The sequence below is a fragment of the Streptomyces sp. MCA2 genome (genome assembly GCF_023544705.1).
In the GTDB taxonomy this organism is placed as follows: Bacteria; Actinomycetota; Actinomycetes; order Streptomycetales; family Streptomycetaceae; genus Streptomyces; species Streptomyces decoyicus.
On record NZ_JAMJFM010000005.1, the window covers coordinates 48,661 to 63,395 of the forward strand.

General features: G+C 73.5%; 15 protein-coding genes and 1 riboswitch. Of the genes, 9 read left to right on the plus strand and 6 right to left on the minus strand.

The window, feature by feature from the left end; genetic code table 11:
• The first annotated feature begins 24 nt into the window (after window positions 1-24).
• A complete protein-coding gene (locus M8I34_RS05645; protein ID WP_250048196.1) occupies window positions 25-792 on the plus strand; it encodes a response regulator transcription factor in 768 nt (255 codons plus the stop codon).
• Between the two features lies 1 nt (window position 793).
• Window positions 794-2,341: a HAMP domain-containing sensor histidine kinase gene (locus M8I34_RS05650; RefSeq protein WP_250048197.1), complete on the plus strand. Its 1,548-nt coding sequence runs from the start codon at window positions 794-796 to the stop codon at window positions 2,339-2,341.
• 258 nt (window positions 2,342-2,599) lie between these two features.
• On the opposite strand, the gene M8I34_RS05655 is transcribed toward M8I34_RS05650, so the two are convergent.
• Both M8I34_RS05655 and M8I34_RS05660 read right to left on the minus strand, forming a co-directional pair.
• Window positions 2,600-3,559 (minus strand): M56 family metallopeptidase, encoded by a 960-nt coding sequence (locus M8I34_RS05655; RefSeq protein WP_250048198.1) that lies wholly within the window; start codon window positions 3,557-3,559, stop codon window positions 2,600-2,602.
• Window positions 3,556-3,993 (minus strand): BlaI/MecI/CopY family transcriptional regulator, encoded by a 438-nt coding sequence (locus M8I34_RS05660; RefSeq protein WP_250048199.1) that lies wholly within the window; start codon window positions 3,991-3,993, stop codon window positions 3,556-3,558. Before M8I34_RS05660 ends, M8I34_RS05655 begins: the two co-directional genes overlap by 4 nt.
• Before the next feature lie 113 nt (window positions 3,994-4,106).
• Between M8I34_RS05660 and M8I34_RS05665 the strand changes: the two genes are divergently transcribed.
• From M8I34_RS05665 to M8I34_RS05680, 4 genes are all read left to right on the plus strand, one after another.
• Window positions 4,107-4,802 carry a DedA family protein gene (locus tag M8I34_RS05665; RefSeq protein WP_250048200.1) on the plus strand — a complete coding sequence of 232 codons (696 nt, stop codon included), beginning with the start codon at window positions 4,107-4,109 and terminating at the stop codon, window positions 4,800-4,802.
• Between the two features lie 73 nt (window positions 4,803-4,875).
• Window positions 4,876-5,481 carry a phosphatase PAP2 family protein gene (locus M8I34_RS05670; RefSeq protein WP_250048201.1) on the plus strand — a complete coding sequence of 202 codons (606 nt, stop codon included), beginning with the start codon at window positions 4,876-4,878 and terminating at the stop codon, window positions 5,479-5,481.
• Complete coding sequence (locus tag M8I34_RS05675; RefSeq protein ID WP_250048202.1) at window positions 5,478-6,233, plus strand: phosphatase PAP2 family protein; 756 nt, start codon at window positions 5,478-5,480, stop codon at window positions 6,231-6,233. Before M8I34_RS05670 ends, M8I34_RS05675 begins: the two co-directional genes overlap by 4 nt.
• A 198-nt stretch (window positions 6,234-6,431) precedes the next feature.
• Window positions 6,432-6,734: a hypothetical protein gene (locus M8I34_RS05680; RefSeq protein WP_250048203.1), complete on the plus strand. Its 303-nt coding sequence runs from the start codon at window positions 6,432-6,434 to the stop codon at window positions 6,732-6,734.
• Between the two features lie 97 nt (window positions 6,735-6,831).
• On the opposite strand, the gene M8I34_RS05685 is transcribed toward M8I34_RS05680, so the two are convergent.
• The 4 genes from M8I34_RS05685 to gcvT all read right to left on the minus strand — a co-directional run bounded on the left by M8I34_RS05685 (window position 6,832) and on the right by gcvT (window position 11,671).
• Complete coding sequence (locus tag M8I34_RS05685; protein ID WP_030982101.1) at window positions 6,832-8,217, minus strand: L-serine ammonia-lyase; 1,386 nt, start codon at window positions 8,215-8,217, stop codon at window positions 6,832-6,834.
• 465 nt (window positions 8,218-8,682) lie between these two features.
• Window positions 8,683-9,942: a serine hydroxymethyltransferase gene (gene glyA, locus M8I34_RS05690; RefSeq protein WP_250048204.1), complete on the minus strand. Its 1,260-nt coding sequence runs from the start codon at window positions 9,940-9,942 to the stop codon at window positions 8,683-8,685.
• A gap of 98 nt (window positions 9,943-10,040) precedes the next feature.
• Window positions 10,041-10,418, minus strand: a complete 378-nt coding sequence (gcvH, locus tag M8I34_RS05695; RefSeq protein ID WP_030982106.1) for a glycine cleavage system protein GcvH — start codon at window positions 10,416-10,418, stop codon at window positions 10,041-10,043.
• 125 nt (window positions 10,419-10,543) lie between these two features.
• Window positions 10,544-11,671 (minus strand): glycine cleavage system aminomethyltransferase GcvT, encoded by a 1,128-nt coding sequence (gene gcvT, locus M8I34_RS05700; protein WP_250048205.1) that lies wholly within the window; start codon window positions 11,669-11,671, stop codon window positions 10,544-10,546.
• Window positions 11,672-11,822: 151 nt separating this feature from the next.
• Window positions 11,823-11,918: riboswitch (glycine riboswitch) on the minus strand.
• Between the two features lie 221 nt (window positions 11,919-12,139).
• Here gcvT and M8I34_RS05705 point away from each other — a divergent pair.
• From M8I34_RS05705 to M8I34_RS05715, 3 genes are all read left to right on the plus strand, one after another.
• Window positions 12,140-12,862, plus strand: a complete 723-nt coding sequence (locus M8I34_RS05705; protein ID WP_250048206.1) for an AAA family ATPase — start codon at window positions 12,140-12,142, stop codon at window positions 12,860-12,862.
• Between the two features lie 92 nt (window positions 12,863-12,954).
• Complete coding sequence (locus M8I34_RS05710; protein WP_250048207.1) at window positions 12,955-13,752, plus strand: enhanced serine sensitivity protein SseB; 798 nt, start codon at window positions 12,955-12,957, stop codon at window positions 13,750-13,752.
• A 61-nt stretch (window positions 13,753-13,813) separates the two neighbouring features.
• Complete coding sequence (locus M8I34_RS05715) at window positions 13,814-14,614, plus strand: enhanced serine sensitivity protein SseB C-terminal domain-containing protein (RefSeq protein WP_250048208.1); 801 nt, start codon at window positions 13,814-13,816, stop codon at window positions 14,612-14,614.
• The last annotated feature ends 121 nt before the right edge of the window (window positions 14,615-14,735 follow it).

The following is a 14,735-nucleotide window of genomic DNA, read 5'->3' on the forward strand; positions in this document are numbered from 1 at the left end:
CGGGCCCTTGGCAGACTTGCCCGGGTGACCCATTCCGTACTGCTCGCCGAGGACGACCGGCCCATCCGCACCGCGCTGGAGCGTGCCCTGACGCTGGAGGGGTACCAGGTCACCGCTGTCGCCGACGGCATCCAGGCGCTGGCCGCCGCGCACCGTGAGCGGCCCGATGTGATCCTGCTGGATGTGATGATGCCGGGGATCGACGGGCTCCAGGTGTGCCAGGTGCTGCGGGCCGAGCAGGACCGCACCCCGATCCTGATGCTCACCGCCCGGGTCGAGACGGCCGACCGGATCGCCGGTCTGGATGCCGGGGCGGACGACTACGTGGTCAAGCCGTTCGAGGTCGAGGAGGTCTTCGCCCGGCTGCGGGCGCTGCTGCGGCGGACGACGGCGGGAGCGGCGGCGGAGGAGGACGGCGCGGCCGCCGGTTCCGGCGGCGGCGACGAGGACGAGGCCGCCGAGGGGCCGTACGACGCCAGGGTGGCGGACAGCGGTGTCGTCGAGGCGGCGGATCTGCGGATCGACGGTCCCTCGCGCCGCGCCTGGCGCGGCGAGCGGGAGCTGGAGCTGACCCGGACCGAATTCGAGCTGCTGGAGCTGCTGGCCCGCAACGCCGGGATCGTCCTGGACCATTCGACGATCTACGACCGCATCTGGGGCTACGACTTCGGCCCCGGCTCGAAGAACCTCGCGGTGTACGTGGGCTATCTGCGGCGCAAGGTCGACGTCCCGGGCAGCCGCCCGCTGATCCACACGGTGCGCGGCGTCGGTTACGTGCTGCGGGAGGACTGAGATGTCCGGCCCCCGCGACCGCACCGGGACCGGTCCCCGCACCCGTCCCGGTCGCCGGCTGCGCGCCCGGCTGCGGAGCCGGCTGCGCTCCTGGCGGAGCGGCGGGTCGGCCGCCTGGCTGCGCACCCGTAAGCCCGCCAGCCTGCGCACGGCCTTCGCGGTGGCGTTCGCGGCGGGGGCCGCGGCGGTGACCCTGCTCGTCGGATTCCTCAGCTACGACGCGGCGGCCCGGCTGGTAAGGGTCGACGAGAAGTCGGTGTTCTCGCAGGTCGTACGGGATCTGCGCAGCCAGGTCCAGGAGAAGCAGTTCGTGCCGGCCGACTACACGAGCGCCGATCCCGACCACGACGGGCCGCGCGACGACCTCACCCGGCCCACCCGTACCGAGGTGCAGATCCTGGGCGCCGGCGGCCGGGTCGTGGAGCCGGGGCGCCCGGCCCTCCCGGTCGGTGCCGCGGAACGCCGGATCGCCACCGACGCGCAGGCCGGCCGGGACACGGAGCGGGAGGCGGACATCGGCGACGAGGAGTACCACGTCGCGACGGTGGCGCTCGGCGGCGGCCGTGGTGCGGTGCAGGTCGCGCAGAAGTTCAGCGAGACCGAGGATCTGCTCTCGGCGCTCCAGCAGCGCACCGCCCTGCTGGCCGCCGCGGTCATCGCGCTGTCGGGTGCGGGCGGCTGGTGGCTGGCGCGCCGGATCACCGGCCGGCTGGTGCGGCTGACCTCGGTCGCCGAGAAGGTGGCGGAGCACGGGCGGCTGGACGTGCCGGTACCGGTGGCGGGGCGGGACGAGGTCGCCCGGCTCGGGCGGGCCTTCGACGACATGCTCGGCCGGCTGGCCAGCGCCGTCCAGGACCAGCAGCGCCTCGTCCAGGACGCCGGCCACGAGCTGCGCACCCCGCTGACCTCGCTCCGGACGAACATCTCGTTGCTCAAGCGGTTCGACGAGCTGCCCCCGGACGCCCGCGACGAGCTGCTGGCCGATCTGGCGGGGGAGGCCCGTGAACTCAGCGATCTGGTCAACGAGCTGGTCGACCTGGCGGCCGGACAGCGCGACGACGACCCGCTCTCCGACGTGAGCCTGGCCGAGGTCGCGGAGAAGGCGGCGGCCTCGGCCCGCCGCCGCACCGGCCGAGAGATCACCGTACGGACCATCCGCCCGGCGGTGGTCGAGGGCCGGTCCGCCGCGCTGCACCGTGCGCTCACCAATCTGCTGGAGAACGCCGCCAAGTTCGACGCGGGCGGCACGGAGCCGATCGAGGTCCTCGTCACCGGCGCCCGCATCGAGGTCCTCGACCGCGGCCCCGGTATCACGGACGCCGACCTCACCCGGGTCTTCGACCGCTTCTACCGGGCCGCGACGGCCCGCGGTCTGCCCGGCTCCGGCCTCGGCCTCGCCATCGTCCGCGAGATCGCCACCGCCCACGGCGGCCATGCCTTCGCCACCCGCCGCCCGGGCGGCGGCGCCACCCTGGGCTTCACGGTCGGGACGGGGAAGGGCGGGGGGACGGGAGCGGGGTCCGCTACGGGGACCGGGGCGGGCGCGTAGCGCGGGGCGCTTGCCGCCTCGGTCCGTTGGCCGGCGCGGGGCGCTTGCTCTCCTGGTCCGTTGGCCGGCGCGGGGCGCCTGCCGCCTCGGCCCGTTGGCCGGCGCGGGGCGCTTGCTCTCCTGGTCCGTTGGCCGGCGCGGGGCGCCTGCCCTCCCGGCCCGTTGGTCAACGCGGGACGCCTGCCCTCCCGCCCCACAGTGCACAGCGCCAGGCAGCCCGACGACGTTTTCCGTGCGCGCCCGTCCCCCCCCGGCCCGTCAGCGCGCCGCCTCCCCCTGGGCGACCTCCACCGTCTCGTGCAGATCGGCCGCGGCGTCCAGGGCGGCGGCCGCGGAGAAGGTGACGCAGGCCAGCAGGCCCGCGGCGATCAGCCGGCGGCCGTGGAGACCGGCGCGCACCGGAGGGTGGTCCACGGCCCGCTCGGGGGCCAGCAGGGCGGCGACCCGGCGGGGTACCGGCCCGGCCGTCGCGGCGAGGACGGTGCCGGGACGGTGCGCCGCCGCGGCGGCGGGGCGGGCGGCCAGTGCGGCGCGGCCGATGGCGCGGGCCGTGACACGGCGGTCGCCCACCCGGGACGCGGCCGCTTCATCGGCCCAGCGCTCCAGGGCGTACGCGAGGGGCGCGCGCAGGGACCGGAGCAGCGGATGGCAGACCGCGGCCAGCGCGACCGTGAGCAGGAAGAGGTGGTGCCGGCCCGCGAGATGGGCGCGCTCATGGGCGAACAGCGCCTCCCGCTCGTCCGGGGGCAGCGCCCGCAGCATCCCGGCCGTGACCACCACCCGGCCCGGGCGGCCCGGCAGGGCGTAGGCATCGGGCGCGGAGTCCGGCAGGACGCACAGATCGCCCGACGGGGGATGGGCGTCGGTGGTGCGCCGGGCGGTGCGCAGCTCGGTGTGATGGCGGAGGGTGCGGTGGACCACGGCGAGCGCACAGGCGGTGAGCAGCGCCGCGGCGACACCGGCCGCGGGGACCGAGACGACGGGATCGCCACCGAGCAGCGGCAGGGAGAGATGGCCCAGGGCGGCGACCGGCGGCAGGCGCAGCGCCCCGGCGGCCGTCAGCAGGCCGAGCGCCGCGGCCGTGCAGGCGGCCAGCGCGGCCGCACAGCCCGTCAGCAGCCAGGCCGCGGCGCGCGGTGGCAGCGACCGCGCCAGCCGGCGGGCGGCCGGTACCGCGAGCAGCGGCATCAGCAGGGGAATCCATACGGCGAAGATCACGGCCCGGCCCCGGGACGGGGCTGCGGACCGGCTTCGGGTCCCTCGGGGGCGCCGCCCTCCGCGCCCTCCGCGTCCTCCAGAAGGGACCGCAGTACTTGCTCGTCCTCGCTGGTCAGCTGCGAGACGAAGCGGGCGAGCGCGGTGCCGCGGTCGTCCTGCTTGTCGAGCTCGCTGCGCATCCGCCGGGCGGTCAGCCCCGCGGAGTCCTGTATCGGCGAGTACGCGAACCCGCGGCCGGCCCGGGAGCGGGAGACCGCTCCCTTGTCGTGCAGCCGGGTCAGGATCGTGGTGACGGTGGTCCGCGCGAGCCGGCCGCCCAGCGCGCTCTGGACGTCGGCGGGGCTCAGCGGCCCCTCGGCCGCCCAGAGCGCCGCGAGCACGCTCGCCTCCAGCTCGCCTGAGGGGCGCCGCTGCACGGGTGATGTCTCCGACATGGATCGCCCTTGACCTTTTCGTCGTCTACAGTTCCGTAGACCGTCTACGTAACTGTAGTCGGTCGGGTCGACCGGAAGCCGGCCCGCAACCCATTATGTAAGGGGCCGCCGACATGTCTGCCGCCGCCGCATTTCCGCAGGTGACAGCGGTCAACCAGGCCGTGAACGTGCTCGATGCCGGGTCCCTGCTGGCCGCGTTCGGCGCGCTGGGCGTCGCCGTCGTGCTCTTCGCCGAGACGGGGCTGTTGGTGGGTTTCTTCCTGCCCGGCGACTCGCTGCTGTTCACCGCCGGTCTGCTGTGCGCCCCGGGCACCGGCGGCGGGGTCCACCTCGCGCTGCCGCAGGTGCTCACGGCCGCCGCCGTCGGGGCGCTCGCCGGCTCCCAGACCGGATTCTGGATCGGCCGGCGTGGCGGCCGCGCCCTGCTGGCCCGCAGCCGCGCCCGCCGGCTGCACGAGGGCGCCGCCCGCGCCGAGGCGCTCCTCGCCCGCTACGGCCACGCCAAGGCCCTCGTCCTGGCCCGCTTCGTCCCCGTCGTGCGCACCGTGCTGAACCCGCTGGCCGGCGCCCTGGGCGTGCCCGCCCGCACCTTCACCCTCTGGCAGATCGCCGGCGGCCTGCTCTGGACGCTCGGCCTCACCCTCGCCGGCTACGCCCTGGGCTCGTCCGTACCGAACGTCGACCGCTATCTGCTGCCGCTGGTCGCCCTGGTGGTGCTGGTGTCGCTCGCCCCGCTCGCCGTCGAACTGCTCCGCTCCCGCAGGCGCCCGCACCCGGCGCCCGACCCCACCCCGCCGCCCGGCGCCTGAACCACCGGCCGACCGCCCCCTCCGCACCCCCGCACCCAGCCGCCGAGCTGCCGATCCGCCAAGGAGAACCCCCGTGACCCACCTCGCCTTCGGGGGAGCCTCGATCGACGGCGGCCTCTACACCCGGATCACCTGGCTCGCCCGCCACACCCCGCACGACCTCAACACCCTCATCACGTACGGCACCGACTACGGCCTCGCCCTCTTCGCCGTCCTGATGCTGATCGGCTGGTGGCGGGCGCGGACCCGCGACGCCGGCGCGATGGCGACCGCGCTGGCCACCCCCGTCGTCGTGGTCACCGCCTTTCTCGTCAACGACCTCGCCAAGACCTTCTTCGGCGAACCACGGCCCTGCCGGACGCTCCACGCCGTCACCATCGAGGTCTGTCCCGGGCCCGGCGACTGGTCCTTCCCCAGCAATCACTCCGCCCTCGTGGCGGCGGCCGCGGTCGCGCTGCTGCTGTGCGACCGGCAGCTGGGCCGGATCGCCGTACCGGCCGCGCTCCTGATGGCGGCCTCCCGCGTCTGGGTCGGCGCCCACTACCCGCACGACGTCGCCGCCGGCCTGATCGTCGGCGCCCTCGTCGCCCGGGGACTCACCCCGCTCGGCCGCCGCGCGGCCCCCGCCGTCGACCGGATCCGCGCCACCCGGCTGCGCCCGCTGGTGGCCGCACGGTGACGGCGTCCGGGCAGGGACCGGGTCCGCGGCCGCGGCCGTCCCGGCCGGGTACGGAGCCGGTACCGCGCGCCGGGCCGTGGCAGCGCCCCCGTACGGCCCCGCTGCTTGTCTTCGCCGCGGTCTGCGCCGCGCTCTTCGCGGCCCTGGCGATCACCGTGTCCGTACGGCACGGAGCCCCGGTCGCTCCCGAACGGGCGGCCCTGCGCTGGTCCGCCGCCCACCACGGGGAGCCCCTGCGCTCCATGGCCGGTGCGCTGACCGCCACCGGATCCGGGCCGGTCCCCTATGCGCTGGCGGTACTCGCCGGCCTGCTGGCCGGCCGGGACGCGGCGGGCCGGCTCCGCGCGGTGCTCTGCGCCCTCGTCGTCCTCGCCGTCGGCCAGGCGATCCGTTACGGCCTGATGGAGCTGCTCGCCCGCCCCCGCCCGCCCGCCGCCGACTGGGCCGGGCGCGCCTCCGGCTACGCGTTCCCCTCCGGCCATGCCACCACCTCGGCGCTGGCGGCCGGAATCCTGGCCTGGGGCATCGCCCGACGGGCCCGGCCTTCCGTCGCCCGCACCTGGTACGCGGTGCTCGCCCTCTGGGCCGCCGGAGTCGGTCTCACCCGTGTCGCCCTGCGCGTCCACTGGCCCGGCGATGTCCTCGGGGGCTGGCTCCTGGCGGCGACCCTGCTGGCCCTCGCCCTGCTCCTGGAGCCGTTCGCCGTCCCCCGCCGGGACCCCTCCCGATGCGGGCCGGCAGGAGCCCCATAGCGCGCATCCCCCCTGCATATGCGCATTCCCATGAACAGATGACGATCGGACCAGGTCTTCCCCAAGGCGGGCATGGACGCGTCCCGCGCCGAGCAGCACTGTCCTGAGGTGCCGTGACGACGGAAGCGATTCCGCCACCGGCGCCGCTCACGGCACGTACCACCGCACGTACCACCGCACCACCAGGGGGACCCACCGATGAACCAGCCGCTCGACGCTTCGCCGCCGCGCCCGTCGGCCGACGGGACCGCCACGCCCGCCCCCCGCCGCTGCGCGGCCGCCGCCGCGAAGGACCCGACCCCGTGCGAGGGACCGCGGGAGGCCGCCACCCTCGTGGACCGCCAGGGCAGGGAGGTCGCCGGCTGCGTCCACCACTGCGCCCGTCTGCTGGCCGGCCTCGAAGGCGCCCGCGTCCACCCCTTCGTCCCCACGAGCCAGGCCCTGGAGATCTACTCGCGGGCCCGCGAACTCCCGCCCTTCGCCTGGGAGATCGGCAGGTAGCCCGCACCGGTGGGTCCGCCGGCCCGTTCACCCGGCCCGGCGGCGCACTCCTGGCGGGTGGCAGGCGCGGTCCTCGACCTCGCCGTCCACCCCCTCCTCAGCACTCGATGATGTTGACGGCCAGACCGCCGCGCGCCGTCTCCTTGTACTTGACGCTCATGTCGGCGCCGGTGTCCTTCATGGTCTTGATGACCTTGTCGAGGGAGACATGGTGGCGGCCGTCGCCGCGCAGCGCCATGCGGGCGGCGGTGACGGCCTTGACGGCGGCCATGCCGTTGCGCTCGATGCAGGGGATCTGCACGAGGCCGCCGACGGGGTCGCAGGTCAGGCCGAGGTTGTGTTCCATGCCGATCTCGGCGGCGTTCTCGACCTGCTCGGGCGAGCCGCCCAGGACCTCGGCGAGGCCGCCGGCGGCCATCGAGCAGGCGGAGCCGACCTCGCCCTGGCAGCCGACCTCGGCGCCGGAGATGGAGGCGTTCTCCTTGAAGAGCATGCCGATCGCACCGGCCGCGAGCAGGAAGCGGACGATGCCGTCCTCGTCGGCCCCGGGCACGAAGTTGATGTAGTAGTGCAGGACGGCGGGGATGATGCCGGCCGCGCCGTTGGTGGGCGCGGTCACGACGCGCCCGCCCGCGGCGTTCTCCTCGTTCACGGCCATCGCATAGAGCGTGGTCCACTCCATGGCGTGGGCGGTGGCGTCGCCCTCCGAGCGCAGCTGGCGGGCGGAGTGGGCGGCGCGGCGGCGGACCTTGAGGCCGCCGGGCAGGATGCCCTCGCGGGACATGCCACGGGTGACGCAGGCCTGCATGACCTGCCAGATCTCCAGCAGCCCGGCGCGGATCTCGTCCTCGGTGCGCCAGGCCTTCTCGTTCTCCAGCATGAGGGCGGAGATGGACAGGCCGGTGTCGTGGGAGAGGCGCAGGAGTTCGTCGCCGGTGCGGAAGGGGTGGGTCAGGGCGGTGTCGTCGGGGACGATCGGGTTCTCGCCGGCCACCGCGTCCTCGTCGATGACGAAGCCGCCGCCGACCGAGTAGTAGGTCTTCTCCAGCAGGGGCGCGCCGGTGGCGTCATACGCGAAGAGCGTCATGCCGTTGGCGTGGTAGGGCAGGGCGCGGCGGCGGTGGAGGATGAGTTCGGTGGCTTCGTCGAAGTCGATCTCATGGGTGGTGCCTATTTCCGCCCCGAGCAGGCGCAGGCGCTTGGTGGTGCGGATGCGCTCGACCTCGTCGTCGGCGGATTCGACGTCCACGGTGCGGGGGGAGTGGCCTTCGAGGCCGAGGAGGACGGCCTTGGGGGTGCCGTGGCCGTGGCCGGTGGCGCCCAGGGAGCCGAAGAGTTCGGCACGGACGCTGACCGTCTGGGCGAGCAGGCCGTCCTTCTTGAGGCGTCCGACGAACATCCGGGCGGCGCGCATCGGGCCGACGGTGTGGGAGCTGGAGGGGCCGATGCCGATGGAGAAGAGGTCGAAGACGGAGATGGCCACGGAGGCTGACTCCCTTGTCTGCTCGTGGTGGACGGTGGAGCAATGGGGCAGGAGGTACGTTTCTGCGCCGTTGTTGAGCGTAACGCGGACCCGGTCGGCTGCCGCCGGACGGAAACCGTCGGGTGCGCGGCGCCGGGGGTAACGGTCGGTGTCGGTGTGGATACGGCGCCGGGGCGATGCCGGGCGGCGCACGGGTCCCGGCCGGTCGAGGAGGCTGGTCCGGCTCTGATCCGCCGGAGCGGGGCCCGGCCGTCATGCCGCCTCCCCGTGGAAGGTCGGCTGCCCTCCGCCGCGCCGGCCATGCATGCGGCGACCACACCGGAGTGCACCGTGACAGCGCGAAAACGGGGAGAAGAACGGGCGGGCGGACAGCGAGCCCGGGACCGAGCGCCCCGGGCTCACCGGCTCGTTCCCTCCCCGGCCGGCCGGTCATCGGCGGCCGGGGAGGTCACTGCATGAGACGTGTCACAGGGACGGGTACAGCGGGAACTTGTCCGCGAGTGCCGTGACGCGGGCCTTGAGGGCTTCGGCGTCGTAGGCGGGCTTGAGGGCCTGGGCGATGACGTCGGCGACCTCGCGGAAGTCCTCGGCCTGGAAGCCGCGGGTGGCCAGCGCGGGGGTGCCGATGCGCAGGCCGGAGGTGACCATCGGGGGCCGGGGGTCGTTCGGGATGGCGTTGCGGTTGACCGTGATGCCGACCTCGTGGAGGCGGTCCTCGGCCTGCTGGCCGTCGAGCTCGCTGTTGCGCAGGTCGACGAGGACCAGGTGCACGTCGGTGCCGCCGGACAGCACGGACACGCCGACCTCGGTCACGTCGGGCTGGATGAGGCGCTCGGCGAGGATGCGGGCGCCGTCCAGGGTGCGCTGCTGGCGCTCCTTGAAGTCGTCGGACGCCGCGACCTTGAAGGACACCGCCTTCGCCGCGATGACGTGCTCCAGGGGGCCGCCCTGCTGGCCCGGGAAGACCGCCGAGTTGATCTTCTTGGCGAGTTCCTGGGTGGAGAGGATCACGCCGCCGCGCGGACCGCCGAGGGTCTTGTGCGTGGTGGTGGTGACGACGTGGGCGTGCGGCACGGGGGAGGGGTGCAGACCCGCGGCGACCAGGCCGGCGAAGTGCGCCATGTCGACCATCAGGTAGGCGCCGACCTCGTCCGCGATCCGGCGGAACTCGGCGAAGTCCAGCTGGCGGGGGTAGGCGGACCAGCCGGCGACGATCAGCTTCGGGCGGTGCTCCTTGGCGAGTCGCTCGACCTCTTCCATGTCGACCAGGTTCGACTTCTCGTCGACGTGGTAGGGCACCACGTTGTAGAGCTTGCCGGAGAAGTTGATCTTCATGCCGTGGGTGAGGTGGCCGCCGTGGGCGAGGTTGAGGCCCAGGATGGTGTCGCCCGGCTTGATGAGGGCGAACATGGCGGCGGCGTTGGCCTGTGCGCCGGAGTGCGGCTGGACGTTGGCGGCCTCGGCGCCGAAGAGCGCCTTGATGCGGTCGATGGCGATCTGCTCGACGACGTCGACGTGCTCACAGCCGCCGTAGTAACGGCGGCCGGGGTAGCCCTCGGCGTACTTGTTGGTGAGGACGGAGCCCTGGGCCTCCATGACGGCGACGGGGGCGAAGTTCTCCGACGCGATCATTTCGAGGGTGGACTGCTGGCGGTGGAGTTCGGCGTCGACGGCGGCGGCGACGTCGGGGTCGAGCTCATGGAGGGAGCTGTTCAGAAGCGACATGAGTCTTTCCTGGGGAGTCAGGGGCGCGAGCGGGTCCCCTGGGCGGAGTCCGGGGGAGCTGTCACGCGGGCGGTGGCGGTCGGGGGGAGCCGGGTGGCTCAGCCGGTGATGAAGGCGGCGTACTCGTCGGCCGAGAGCAGGTCGCCCGGCTCACCGCTGATCTTCACCTTGAACAGCCAACCGCCCTCGAACGGGGCGGAGTTCACCAGCGAGGGGTCGTTGACGACGTCCTCGTTGATCTCGGTGATCTCACCGTCGACGGGCGAGTAGAGGTCGCTGACCGACTTGGTCGACTCCAGCTCGCCGCAGGTCTCGCCCGCCGCGACCGTGGCACCGACCTCGGGGAGCTGCACGTAGACGACGTCGCCGAGCGCGTTGGCCGCGTGCTCGGTGATGCCGACCGTCGAGACGCCTTCCTCGGCGCCCGACAGCCACTCGTGCTCCTTGCTGTAGCGCAGCTGCTGGGGGTTGCTCATGGCTCGATTCTCCTGTACGCGAGGGTGTGATCGTGAAGGGGGTCGCCCCCTGGGCACGGCCAGGGGGAGGGTCTTGCACCGTGAGACGCGCGGGCGCGCTGCCCGGGTCCGCCGCGGACGAACCGTTACTTCTGCCGCTTGTAGAACGGCAGAGCGGTGACCTCGTACGGCTCATGGCTTCCACGGATGTCCACACAGACACCCTCGGTACCCGGTGTGGCGTAGGCGGCGTCGACATAGGCGATGGCGACCGGCTTGCCGAGCGTCGGGGACGGCGCCCCGGACGTGACCTCACCGATGACCGTGCCGTCGGCCGTGACGACCGGGTACCCGGCGCGCGGGACCCGGCGGCCCCCGGCGACCAGCCCGACCAGCTTGCGCGGCGGCTGGGTCTCGGCGCGCTCGGCGGCCGCCGCCAGCGCCTCGCGGCCCACGAAGTCACCGCCGTTGGAGGTCTTCTCGAACTTCACGACCCGGCCCAGGCCCGCGTCGAACGGCGTCGTCGCGGTGGTCAGCTCATGCCCGTACAGCGGCATGCCGGCCTCCAGACGCAGCGTGTCGCGGCAGGACAGACCGCAGGGCACCAGACCGGCGTCCTTGCCGGCCTCGGTCAGCGCCTCCCAGAGGGCGACCGCGTCGGCCGGCCGGACGAACAGCTCGAAGCCGTCCTCACCGGTGTATCCGGTACGGGCGATCAGTGCCTCCACACCGGCGACCGTGCCGGGCAGTCCCGCGTAGTACTTGAGACCGTCCAGATCGGCGTCGGTGAGCGCCTTGAGGATGCCGGGGGACTCCGGGCCCTGCACCGCGAGCAGTGCGTAGGCGTCCCGGTCGTCGCGGATCGCGGCGTCGAAGCCGCCCGCGCGCGCGGTGAGCGCGTCCAGCACCACCTGGGCGTTGGAGGCGTTGGCGACGACCATGTACTCCTGGTCGGCCAGGCGGTAGACGATCAGGTCGTCGAGGATGCCGCCCTCGGCCTCGCAGATCATGGTGTAGCGGGCGCGGCCGGTCTTGACGCCGCCGATGTTGCCGACCAGCGCGTAGTCGAGGAGGTCGGCGGCCTGCGGGCCGGTGACGGTGATCTCGCCCATGTGGGAGAGGTCGAAGAGGCCGGCGCGGGTGCGGACGGCGACATGTTCGTCACGCTCGCTGCTGTAGCGGAGCGGCATGTCCCAGCCGGCGAAGTCGGTCATGGTGGCACCGAGCGCGCGATGGGTGGCGTCCAGCGCGGTACGGCGGGGGGCATCTGTCATGGTTCTGGGCTCCCAGGCATGGGTGACAAGACGTTCTCCCCATCTGTCATCGGAACCTGAGAGGTTCACCGGGATCGCGCGAACGGACCCGGTTTGCACCTTGGGTGGAGCCGCCCCGTAGGCCGGGCAGTGGCTCGCTTTTCAGATCTGCCTCGCCCGCGCGGTATAGGGGCCTGAGAGATTCAAGGGAGGACTTGCTCCTTCGGCGCCCCGCCATGGCGGCCGGGGACTCTCCCGCGCGGGTTCAAGCGGCCGGTATGGAGTTGGCCGTGCACGAGTAGCTGCGCTGGTGCACGTGGCGGCCACATCATTGCACGGGATCGCCGGATACAGGAGTCCCGGCCGCCGCCCCGCCCGTGACATGGGCAGATCGGACAATCTCCTTGATGGGCATTACCTTTTCTTGACACTCTGCGGGTAGGGGACGGACTCGAACCGGAGCAGAACCGGACGGGGAGGACGATCACGGTGCACAGCGAAGCGGCATGGGGGGCCACTTCCGGGGTCGCGCCCCCGGACGTCGGGCCGGCGGCGCCGCCGGTCATGGCCAGGACCGGGCGGCCGCCGCGGCCCGTGGTCCGGCCGGGGCGCGCCGCCGAGGCCGTGGACCTCCGGGGCGGGGGACGGGCGCGGGGCGCCGCCGAGCTGCGGTTTCCGGCCGGTGACCTGGTGGTGGTCTCCGGCCTGCCGGGCAGCGGCAAGAGCACCCTCATGCACCGTGTCGTGCCGCCGCTGGACGCGCACGGCGCCGCGGTGCACCGCATCGATTCGCAGGACGTCCGCGAGCGCTGGGCACGGGGCAGGCTGCGCCGGCTGCCGTACGCCCTCTACCGCCCGCTGGTCCGGGCCGCCCACTATCTGACGCTGCACCGTGCGCTGCGCTCCGGCGACAGCGTGGTGGTGCACGACTGCGGCACCCTGGCGTGGGTGCGCCGCTGGATCGCGCGGTCCGCGGCGCGCGGCGGCCGCGGGCTGCATCTGGTGCTGCTCGACGTGGCGCCCGAGGTGGCGCTGTCCGGCCAGGAGTCCCGGGGCCGCGGGGTGTCGGGGTACGCCTTCGCGCGGCACCGCGGGGCGGTGGGCCGGCTGGTCGGCGCGGCGGAGTCGGCCCGGCTGCCGAAGGGGTTCGGCTCGGCGGTACTTCTCGACCGGCGGGCGGCGAGCGCCCTGGAGACGGTCAGCTTCGACTGAACGGACCGGCATCCCGCCCCCCGGGTTCCGCCTCCCGCCTTCTCGTCTAGGGTCTTTGGCCAGATGGCGTGGTTGGGAACGGGTGGATACACATGACATTTCCGGAGCAGGGGATACCGCAGCTGGCATGGCCGGCGAACGAGCTCGAAGAGGTGCTGGCCGCGTCGGTCGGGCACCCGGGCGCCGGTGGCCGGATCGTCGAGGTACTGGGCCGCAGCCGGGTGTGGGTACCGCTGCCCAACGGCGGCGGCCCGGAGAGCGCGGGCCCCGGCACCCGCGGCCTCGATCTGCCCACGGTCGAGCTCGGCGGTGCGGCCTATGTCCCGGTCTACAGCTCCGAGCAGGAGTTCCTGCGGGTGGTCGGCTCGCACCTGTCCTTCACCGTCGCCCCGGCCCGGGAGTTCGCCCGCGGGCTGCCGCCGCAGATCGGCATCGTGGTCAACCCCGACGGCACGATAGGCGTCCCGCTGCCGCCGCCCGCGGTGGCCGAACTGTGCCGGGAGGGGCGCCATGAGCCGTCCGGTCTGCCGAGCGGCGGCCGGGTGCGGCTCTTCGAGCCGGACTGGCAGGACGAACCGGTGGACTTCCTGGCCGCCGCCGGACTGGAGTTCTCCGGCGCCGGAATTGTCCTGACTGCCCGGCGTGCCCTGGCAAGTGTCGAGGGCGACACGCCCGCACTGTTCGTCGGAGTGCAGATCGGGGCGGAGGTGATGGCACTGCACGACGGCACTGCCCGCGAGGCGGTACTGTCAGCCCTCGGACGTGCGCTCGGCGCAGTACCGCTGCCCTGGCCCGTACAGCTCGTCATGCTCGACCTCGCCCAGGGTGACCCGGTCGCCGACTGGATGCTGGAGCGTGTGCGGCCCTTCTACTCTCGGGACCACTCGTAAGCTGGTTGGATGACGGGCGGGCGCACCCACACGTGCCCTGCTGACAGAAGGGACGGACCACGTGAGCGCGGGTGCGCATCAAGGGCCGGCGGCGGCCGGACAGCTGGAGCAGCTGCTCCAGCAGGTCGCGCCCGGCCGTTACGACGCCTACGAGGCACTGCTGCACGCGCTCGCCGCGAGCCAGGTCTGGATGCTGCTCTGGCACGGCCGGGCCGGTATGCCCGATGCGCAGTACGGAAACATGGAGGTCGAGGGCCTCGGCTATGCGCCGTGTGTGACCTCGGCGCCCGAGCTCGCCGCCTCCGGCTGGAACCGTGACCACGAGGTCGTCACCGGCCCGGAGATCGCCGCCTCGCTCTTCCCCGACCGCTGGGGCCTGTGGCTGAATCCGCATGCCCCCGGCGGCGGTGTCGGCATCCCCTGGCTGGATCTGCGCCGTATCGCCGGTGGTCTGGACCGGCTGCCCGCCGGTCCGCTGCGGATCTCCGAACCGGTCATCGACATCCCGCAGTTCTATGCGCTGCTGGCCCAGAACGCCCATCGGACGCCCGCCGTGCGGTCGCTGCGCCGGGCCTGGGTGCAGCCCGCGCTCGGTGCCCCCTATCTGGCGATCGGTCTGGATCTGTACGACACCGGCCAACAAGCGGTGGATTCGGTGCGGTTGATGATCCAGCAGTCGATCGGCGCGGTTCCGGACGGTCTGCCCGTCTCCACCGTCGCGATGAACGACGAGTACGACCCGGTCGGCATGTGGATGCGGGCCTCCGCACGCCCCTTCTTCGACCGTGACGGCTACGTCCAGGCGCCGGGTCAGCAGGCCCCCGCGCCGTCGTACGGCTACGGCTACCCGCGCCCTTACTGACAGCGTGTCTCCGACGTCCGACCGTGCCGGCCGGGCGTCGATCTTGTGGTGAATTCGCCCCGCATGCCCGGCGGTTGAGGCTCTCTCCCGCGGGCGTTCACCCCGCTCAGCCCGAACTGTT